At 67.7% G+C, this 7,501-nt stretch carries 11 protein-coding genes and 1 pseudogene; 4 read left to right on the top strand and 8 right to left on the bottom strand.

Features of this window, described 5'->3' with window-relative positions:
* Positions 1–112: pseudogene (locus CRT23_RS29180) on the top strand (porin family protein); the annotation flags it as partial.
* A 205-nt stretch (positions 113–317) separates the two neighbouring features.
* The gene (locus CRT23_RS17555) at positions 318–527 is read left to right on the top strand and encodes a hypothetical protein (protein ID WP_103710691.1); all 210 of its coding nucleotides are present in this window, start codon (positions 318–320) and stop codon (positions 525–527) included.
* Between the two features lie 59 nt (positions 528–586).
* Here the strand turns inward: CRT23_RS17555 and CRT23_RS17550 are convergent, their stop codons facing one another.
* From CRT23_RS17550 to CRT23_RS17515, 8 genes are all read right to left on the bottom strand, one after another.
* Positions 587–772, bottom strand: a complete 186-nt coding sequence (locus CRT23_RS17550) for a hypothetical protein (protein WP_055948065.1) — start codon at positions 770–772, stop codon at positions 587–589.
* A 40-nt stretch (positions 773–812) separates the two neighbouring features.
* The gene (locus tag CRT23_RS17545; protein ID WP_103710690.1) at positions 813–1,352 is read right to left on the bottom strand and encodes a DUF2059 domain-containing protein; all 540 of its coding nucleotides are present in this window, start codon (positions 1,350–1,352) and stop codon (positions 813–815) included.
* Between the two features lie 72 nt (positions 1,353–1,424).
* Entirely contained in the window at positions 1,425–1,685 is a 261-nt protein-coding gene (locus CRT23_RS17540) for a hypothetical protein (protein WP_103710689.1), read from the bottom strand.
* Between the two features lie 306 nt (positions 1,686–1,991).
* Entirely contained in the window at positions 1,992–2,444 is a 453-nt protein-coding gene (locus tag CRT23_RS17535) for a BLUF domain-containing protein (RefSeq protein WP_055948072.1), read from the bottom strand.
* A gap of 168 nt (positions 2,445–2,612) precedes the next feature.
* Entirely contained in the window at positions 2,613–3,269 is a 657-nt protein-coding gene (locus CRT23_RS17530; RefSeq protein ID WP_103710688.1) for an SOS response-associated peptidase, read from the bottom strand.
* Between the two features lie 3 nt (positions 3,270–3,272).
* Positions 3,273–3,581 carry a hypothetical protein gene (locus tag CRT23_RS17525; protein WP_244477186.1) on the bottom strand — a complete coding sequence of 103 codons (309 nt, stop codon included), beginning with the start codon at positions 3,579–3,581 and terminating at the stop codon, positions 3,273–3,275.
* Entirely contained in the window at positions 3,541–3,750 is a 210-nt protein-coding gene (locus tag CRT23_RS17520; protein ID WP_055948078.1) for a hypothetical protein, read from the bottom strand. The genes CRT23_RS17525 and CRT23_RS17520 overlap by 41 nt, the downstream gene beginning before the upstream one ends.
* Before the next feature lie 143 nt (positions 3,751–3,893).
* Entirely contained in the window at positions 3,894–4,592 is a 699-nt protein-coding gene (locus CRT23_RS17515) for a GMP synthase (protein ID WP_103710687.1), read from the bottom strand.
* A gap of 367 nt (positions 4,593–4,959) precedes the next feature.
* Here CRT23_RS17515 and CRT23_RS17510 point away from each other — a divergent pair, with 367 nt between their 5' ends.
* Both CRT23_RS17510 and CRT23_RS17505 read left to right on the top strand, forming a co-directional pair.
* Entirely contained in the window at positions 4,960–6,612 is a 1,653-nt protein-coding gene (locus CRT23_RS17510; protein WP_103710686.1) for a GAF domain-containing protein, read from the top strand.
* Between the two features lie 112 nt (positions 6,613–6,724).
* Positions 6,725–7,126, top strand: a complete 402-nt coding sequence (locus CRT23_RS17505) for a response regulator (RefSeq protein WP_181017380.1) — start codon at positions 6,725–6,727, stop codon at positions 7,124–7,126.
* Positions 7,127–7,501 lie beyond the last annotated feature (375 nt).

Genomic DNA, 7,501 nt, shown 5'->3' with positions numbered 1-7,501 from the left:
CGTCACCACCACCAGCCCGGGCGTCGTCCTGGTCAGCGGCGGCCGTCAGGTGCGCAACACCGAGTTCGCCGTCGTCCGCGCCGGCCTGAACTACAAGTTCGGCTCCTACTAGGATCGACGGGACTTTTCGGTTCGGCCTGAGCGTCCCCAGCCCCGATCACCTGGCCGCTTTCGTCGCAACGCGCCTCGAGGAGACATCCTCGGGGCGCTTTCGTTTCGAGGCACCGTCAGATCTCGCGGCGCGGACGGAGACCCGGAACCGTCCGGGTCGCGCCTGTTAGGGTTCCGCTAACCGCGACAGTCGCACGCTCGGCCGTATGACCAAGCGCGCGATGAAGAAGACCGGCCGGCTGATCCTGTGGCTCTCCGCTCTCGGTGTGGGCGGGTTCGTCGGCGCGCGGCTCGTCGATGCGAACCAGACGGGTCAGCCGATCGTCGCGGCGTCAGAACGCGTCGCGCCGGAAACGACCGGCTCGATCGACCAGAGGGCGATGCGCTGGTGCGGTGCTGCGCCCTGGTGCCATTGAGGCCCCGTCGCCGCAGAGCGAAGGCGCGTTGCTGAAACGGCTCCTGGGCGCGCGGCTCGCTACGAGCCCTTGTCGGCCTTCTCCTTGGCGAGTCGAAGGGCCTTGAGTCGCGCCGTCTTGTCCTCGGTGGCCTGCTGGGTCGCGTCGTATTCGGCCCGGGCCTCACCCCCGGCGCGAGCCCGTTCCAGATGTTTGGCGGCCTTCGTCTCGCGACGATCCTGGGCGCCGCTGTCATCGCGCGTCATGAAATTGTTCCTCCTCGATCCCGACGGCGGGCTTTGCGGATCAGCGGGCCTTCGGCTGACCGCTCGTGGTCCAGCCATGCGCCTGGATCGCCTTGGCCAGCTTGCCCTGCAACTCGGGCATCACGGACTGCATCCACTGCTGCGTGCCGGCCAATTGGGCCTGGGCGAGTTGTGGCTGCGCCGTGACCAGGCGCTTGCCGGCCGGCGTCGCGTAGAACGCCGCGATCGCCTGGAGGTCGTCCTTCCCGAGCGCCGCGGCAAAGCTGCGCGCCTGGATGTCGAGAAGCTCGTCGTAATGCGCCGACAGGGTCGGCATCACGACCTCCTGCACGAGCGCCTGTGCCTGGTCCTGCTGCTTGACCCCGATCTGCTGCATCATTCCGACCATGGGGGCCGCGATCGCGTTCAGGAGGGCGTTTCGATCGCCCTGCATCTGCATGACCACCTCGCGGGCCGCCTTCAGGGTGGCCGGGTCGGAGACCGGGGCCGGTGTTGCGGGGGAGGGCGCAGGTTGTGCCATCGCTGCGCAAGGCAGGGCGAGACCGAGGCAGAGGCTGGCGAGCAGTCGAGAGTGGCGCATGGCTGTTCCGATCACGGGCATCGCGCAATTCAAATCTGCGCGGCGGGTGTGCACTGCTCGTACACGTCCGTGTCAGATCTGTCCCGGCTGACAGCCGTAGGGTGGGACGGCGCGAGGAAATCGATCCCTGATGCGCTCGCAGCCCCAGGTCCGAAGCGGCGCGGGCAGGCGACGGTTCACCTCGATGCCCACCTCGTCGTAGGGCGTGGCGCCGGCCGTCACGTAAGCGTACCAGCGCCAGCCGATGGTCCCGAATCCGGCGACGAGGATCCCGCAGGCCACCGTCAGGGCCAGGGCCAATCGCGACTGAGGGCGCTGCGCTTCACCTGCCATGCCAAACTCCGACTGCTGGATTGAACCTTCCCTAGCCTGACGGATGCACGGCAGTCGACGCCGCGGCGCACGGGCCGCGGTGGGGTGCTGACGGCCGCACGACGGGCCAGCGCCGCTGCCATGTCCGGCGAACGCACCCGCCGATCGTGCTGGACCGCACATCCGCGCCCCGAATTTGGGGCCATCACACGGGTGGTCGCCGTCTTGCCCCCCTTCGGCGACCACGACGAACGGCGCAGCGGCTTCCAGGCCCTGCGCCGTTTGCATGGTCGAGGAAACGATCGGGCGACGGCCGGGTGCCGGCGTCTAGCTGGCGAGACGCTGCGCCTGACGCTTGGCGGCATCGAAGGCCTGGAGATCCAGGGCGAGGTTGATGATCTGGCTGCTCTTCAGGCGTGTGGGCTCGATGGCGCTGCCGATGCCGTGCTGCAGGTAGACCTCTTCCACCTCGGGCGTCCGCATGGCGCCGCCCATGGTCCAGTTGGGGAAGGAGCGGCTCGGACTGTTGCGCGCATCCATGATGGTCGCCGTCGTATGGCGTGGATCACGGGCGATACGGGTGTAGGTCGCGCTCACCTGCGCCTGCTCGCCCTCCAGGATCTGGATGAACCAGGTCTTGTCGAAGATCAGGAACCCGGTGATCCCGTCCCGGCTGTTGTTGCGCTGTGAGGCGGCGACGATCTCCCGCAAATTCGTGAGCATCGCCCGGTCGTTGCCGAGGACGACGTTGCGGCTGTAATAAACAAGCTGGTGGATCATCGCAGGTTTTCGCTTCTGCCATCAGGCGTTGCGTGAGTAGATCTTCGTCACTCACGACCAGATGGCTCGATAACGCGGCCAAGCGCAGATCGTTTTTGGTGCGATCTGCTTGTTTGTTGGCTCAGTTAATCAAACGAAAAGCCGCGACGCTTCATATCGTCCGGTGCCTTATTCCGATGGGTCTTTCCGGCCCCCCGTCGCCACGATCCGCATCATCGCGTCCGGCAAGGGACGCTGAAGCTCCAGCGCGATCTCGGTGGGAGCTGCGAGCCAGGTGCTCCACTCCTCCGGCGTCGTCAGCAAGACCGGCATGGCCTTCGGGTGGACTGGGCCGACGACGCCGTTGGCCTCGCAGGTCAGGAACGAGAACAGCCGGTGGTCCTCCTCAACGCGATCGGGGTTCTCGGCCTTGGTGCCGCGCACGCCCGTCCAGGGACGCCAGATCCCCGCGAAGGCAAACAACGGCCGGGCCTCGTTCAGGGCAAACCAGGTCGGCGTCTTCTTCGGCTTGGTGTCGGCATACTCGCTGAACGAAGAGACCGGCACGAGGCAGCGGTATTCCGGCTTCAGCCAGGGCCGCCAGTGCGGGCTCTTCACGTTGCGCACGTTGGTGACCGGGTGCTCGCCGAACTGCTTCGGGCCCGGGATGCCCCAGCGGAACATCTCCAGGACCCGCGTGCCGTCCTCGGCCACGCGGACGATCGGGGCGCGCTGGTCGGGGAAGATGCCTGGCAGTGGCGGCAGGTTGCCGGCGCGATCCACCGAGACGTCGAAGGCGGCGCGGATCTCCGCCTGGGGCGTGACCAGGCTGTAGAGGTTGCACATGACTCAGGTCCTCGACGGCAGTCCTGCGGGTGTCGGGCCCCCCGTCGTGTCGAGCTTGGCCCGGCAGGTCATGCCGTAGACATTGGGCGTCCGGCTTCCGACCTCGCGCTGGAACCGGCAGGTTTGCGTCAGAGCCAGGTACACGTCCAGCATCGAGGCATGCGGCCCGAAACGCTGGCGCAGCCGCTCGACGCCGTAGGACCCGCTCCGGCCACAGGGACGACACGCGACGACGATGCGTTCGCCCCGGACATCGCACAGGCGCTCCATGTCAGGTGCCCTGACCGGGAACGGCACCACGAACGTAGCCATAGGAGATCCGCCGCTCGGCCGTCGCCAGCTTCGTCTCCAGGCTCAGGATGTCCTCGATGGCCTGCAGCAGGGCTCGGCGTGCGTCGCCACCCACCGCTTCCTCGTAGGCCAGGGCGATCAACTCGGCCTCGCTCATGGACGCGATCTCGGCGATCTGTGCTGCGGTCATCGGCCTTGTCCCTCTCCGGGACAAAGCAGGAACATTCTCGCGGAGCCGGGGTCAAACCCTTTGTGAATGACCTGTGCAGAACGGGGACAGGTCGTGGAATTCCCTTGCCAGGGGCAGCGTCACGCTGGGGTTCGACAACCCTGTCAAGCGGGATCGCCGAGGAATCGTCGAATCCATCGGCCGACGCGCGCGCTGTCGTCGGGGGCATCGAGGGAAGCCAGGGCCCGGGTGCGGACGGTCTCGTCGAGGTCGCCCGGACGGTGGCCTGCGATCAGGGCACGGGCATAGTCGGTCGTGAATTCCGGATGGAACTGGACGGAGAGGGCGTGCCGGTCGACATAGGCGAGGATGCCGTGGGGCGTGAAGGCGCTGCCCGCCAGGGTTCGGCTGCCCGGCGGCGCCGCGACCACCTGATCTTGGTGGATGGCCGGAACGGAGACCCGGGCCTGTCCATCCATCCAGTCGGCCGCCCGATGGATGTCGTAGCTGTGCAGCCCGATCCCCCAGCCTTTCGCTGATTTCTCGACCCGTCCGCCGAAGGCCGCTGCCATGACCTGATGCCCGAAGCAGAGTCCGACGAGCGGCTTTGTTGGATCGAGATCACGCAGGTAGGCGATCAGTGTTCCGATCCAGGGCAGGGGATCGTAGGCGCCGGCCGGCGAGCCCGTCACGAGGGTGGCGTCGAAGGCGTCGGGATCGACGGGCCAGTCGTTCTGGTTCACCCGGAACACCGAGACGTCGTGGCCGGGGCACAGCCTTTCGGCCGTCATCCGCCCGTAGCCCGGGTATCGGCCGGCGAGCCGGTCGGGGGGTGTGCCCGCTTCGAGTATCGCGATCTTCATGGATGGGCGTTGGAGAGCCGGCAGGGAACTCCTGATACCAGAGCCCCGCACGCTCGGCCCGGCATTTCCCGCGCGACTCACGTCCGCAGTGATTCGCGTTTCGGCCACCGGACGGCCGGCGAAGGTGCCTGCGTCTTGCGGAATGACCTGTCGGACAAGCGGTCCGACGCGCGGAATAACCTGTCGGACAGGCGGTCCGACGCAGGTGTCGGTTTCGCATGCGCCTACGTTGTGCGACAGTCCCGGCCTGAGCCCAGGTGGACCTCACCCATCGGTGCCATTAAGCGGTGCCATCGCGCCAACAAGGGCTAAGTGACTTCACCCGAAACGGAGGATACAACGGCTGACCGCCGGGAACGTTCCCTTCATGAGCTATCATCTCGATCAGGGTATCAGGCCGGATACATCCGATCCGCAGCGGCTTGCTGAGCTTGCCGCGCTCGACATCCTCGACACGGCTCCGGAGCAGGCGTTCGATGACGTCGTTCAACTCGCCCGGCTGTTGTGCGGATCGCCCGTCGCCCTGATCAGCCTGGTTGACAGCGACCGGCAATGGTTCAAGGCGCGCGTCGGCTTTCCGCGATGCGAGACGGATCTGAATTCCTCCGTCTGCGTCTACGCCCTGAGCGAGCCCGACCTCCTCGTGATCCCCGACCTGATGGCGGATCCCCGCACCTGTCGGAATCCCCTCGTCACGGGAGACCCGCATATCCGCTTCTACGCCGGCGCCCCGCTGCGGATGCCCAGCGGCCGCGTGCTCGGCAGCCTGTGCGTGCTCGACCACCAGCCGCGCCCGGGTGGCCTGACGGAGGATCAGGCGGACGGTCTCCGGCGCCTGGCGCGTCAGGTGACGACCCTGATCAACGAGCGTCGGCAGATCGCCCTGGTGAAGGCCGAGGAGATCTATGCCCGCGCGGCCTCGCTCCGGCGCGCCGCGCTGATCGAACTCGGCGACTTCCTGCGGAACGAGGCCTCGATTCCGGCGATGACGCACCGGGCGGCGGAGATCGTCGGCCGAACCCTGGATGCCAGCCGCACCGGATACGGCGAACTCGACGCGGCCGGCGAGCACATCACCATCCATCGCGATTGGACCACCGTCGGCTCGGACAGCCTCGTCGGGCGCCATCGGTTCATGGACCACGAAACCCTCGGCCCCTGCCTCTCGCGGGGGGAAACCCTCGTGGTCGACGCCGTGGCCGAGGATCCGCGCACCGTGGAGACGGCCGCGCTCCTCTCCCGGATCAATGTCGCCGCGATGCTCAACGTCCCGGTGCGAGAGCGGGGCCGCAGCGTCGGCCTGTTCTTCGTGCACAGCGCGGCACCGCGCCCGTGGCGGCACGAGGAGGTCGCCTTCGTCCGCAACGTCGCGGATCGCGTCCAGGTGGGCATCGCGCGCCTGCGGGCCGAGGAGCAGCAGGCGGTGCTCAATCGCGAGATCAGCCATCGCATGAAGAACATGCTGGCCATGGTCCAGGCGATCGCCACCCAGACCCTGCGCAGCGCACCCGACCTCGAGACCGCGCAGGACGTGCTGGCCGACCGCCTGATCGCGATGAGCAAGGCCCACGACCTGCTCCTCAGCGGGACCCGCGAGAGCGCCAGCATCGAGGCGATCATCCGCGCGGCTCTCGAGATCCACGACGATGCCCGGTCGGAGCGGCTGCACCTGGCCGGTCCCTTCGTCCAGGTCGGCTCCCGGGCCGCCCTCTCCCTGGCCTTGATGGTCCACGAACTGGCGACGAACGCGGCCAAATACGGGGCGCTGTCCCGATCCGAGGGGTCGGTTGCGCTGATCTGGACCATCGAGACCGAGGGACCCGAACCGATGCTGTCCCTGTGCTGGACCGAGCGTGGCGGCCCCGCGGTGGCCACCCCGACGCGCTGGGGCTTCGGAAGCCGCCTGATCGAGCGGGGCCTCGCCGGCGCCGTGGGCGGGGCGGTGCGCACCGTCTACGCGCCCACTGGCCTGGTCTGTACCCTGGCCGCACCCCTGCGCGGGATTGAAGCGGAGGAGTAAGGCGCGTAGGGTCCGCCGGCTTGGAGCGCTGGACGTGAGGGTCGCTTGGGGCAGGTGGCGGCAAAAGAGCCGCTAGGCCGGACCTTTTCTCGCCAGCGAAGCATTGAGGTTCATGACCTACCCGACCTCCTCCAAAGGCTCTCACGCTCTCGTGGTGGAGGATGACGGCCTGATCCGCATGGATGCGGTCGATATTCTCGAGCGGGCCGGCTACGCGACCCTCGAGGCTCAGACCGCCGATCAGGCCCTGGACCTGCTGCGCCGCTGCCACCAGGATGTGTCCGTTCTGTTCACGGATGTGCGGATGCCCGGCACGCAGGACGGCTTCTCCCTGGCGCGCGAGACCGCGCGGACCTATCCCCACATCGCCATCCTGGTCTCGTCCGGCATCACCCGCCCGGTCCTCGGCGACATGCCGGATCAGGCCCATTTCATCGAGAAGCCCTTCAGCGCCCGCATCGTCAAACGCCATCTGCAGCAGATGATCGACGAGAACGGGGTGAAGGTTCAGTAGATCGGGGATCGGATCTGGGTCCGGCTGCTTGTGGGGGTGTTCCCGCATGTCCGGTGGAGCTCTCCGCCTCCGCTAGACACCCTCGATCCGCTGAACGCTCCGGCGGCGTGGCAGCCCTCTACGACTCCCGGTCGGATTTCGAACTCGCAGCACCGATCGTGAAGCGGCCTGCCGGCCATCAAGGCCGGGGTCGCCATCCCCTTCGCGGCGCGGATGGCGGGCGCCACCCGAACGAGACAGCACGAGAACGATCGCGAAGCGCACCGGATCGGAGACCACCAGACCCGCGCGGTGGAATGGTAGAGGCGTCCGGGTCGAATTCGAACGCCGAGAGGCGTGGGGGTTCGAGGGCCCCCGCCGCCACCGGTGTCGGCC

This window comes from Methylobacterium sp. V23 (assembly GCF_002917135.1).
Taxonomy (GTDB): Bacteria; Pseudomonadota; Alphaproteobacteria; order Rhizobiales; family Beijerinckiaceae; genus Methylobacterium.
The sequence above is the reverse complement of the archived record's forward strand: the minus strand, read 5'-3'. Positions and strand labels throughout refer to the sequence as shown.

Excerpts from the sequence above, each read along its gene's own strand:
- CRT23_RS17555 (WP_103710691.1), top strand. The coding sequence starts at position 318 with ATGACCAAGCGCGCGATGAAGAAGACCGGCCGGCTGATCCTGTGGCTC.
- CRT23_RS17550 (WP_055948065.1), bottom strand. The coding sequence starts at position 772 with ATGACGCGCGATGACAGCGGCGCCCAGGATCGTCGCGAGACGAAGGCC.
- CRT23_RS17545 (WP_103710690.1), bottom strand. The coding sequence starts at position 1,352 with ATGCGCCACTCTCGACTGCTCGCCAGCCTCTGCCTCGGTCTCGCCCTG.
- CRT23_RS17540 (WP_103710689.1), bottom strand. The coding sequence starts at position 1,685 with ATGGCAGGTGAAGCGCAGCGCCCTCAGTCGCGATTGGCCCTGGCCCTG.
- CRT23_RS17535 (WP_055948072.1), bottom strand. The coding sequence starts at position 2,444 with ATGATCCACCAGCTTGTTTATTACAGCCGCAACGTCGTCCTCGGCAAC.
- CRT23_RS17530 (WP_103710688.1), bottom strand. The coding sequence starts at position 3,269 with ATGTGCAACCTCTACAGCCTGGTCACGCCCCAGGCGGAGATCCGCGCC.
- CRT23_RS17525 (WP_244477186.1), bottom strand. The coding sequence starts at position 3,581 with ATGGCTACGTTCGTGGTGCCGTTCCCGGTCAGGGCACCTGACATGGAG.
- CRT23_RS17520 (WP_055948078.1), bottom strand. The coding sequence starts at position 3,750 with ATGACCGCAGCACAGATCGCCGAGATCGCGTCCATGAGCGAGGCCGAG.
- CRT23_RS17515 (WP_103710687.1), bottom strand. The coding sequence starts at position 4,592 with ATGAAGATCGCGATACTCGAAGCGGGCACACCCCCCGACCGGCTCGCC.
- CRT23_RS17510 (WP_103710686.1), top strand. The coding sequence starts at position 4,960 with ATGAGCTATCATCTCGATCAGGGTATCAGGCCGGATACATCCGATCCG.
- CRT23_RS17505 (WP_181017380.1), top strand. The coding sequence starts at position 6,725 with ATGACCTACCCGACCTCCTCCAAAGGCTCTCACGCTCTCGTGGTGGAG.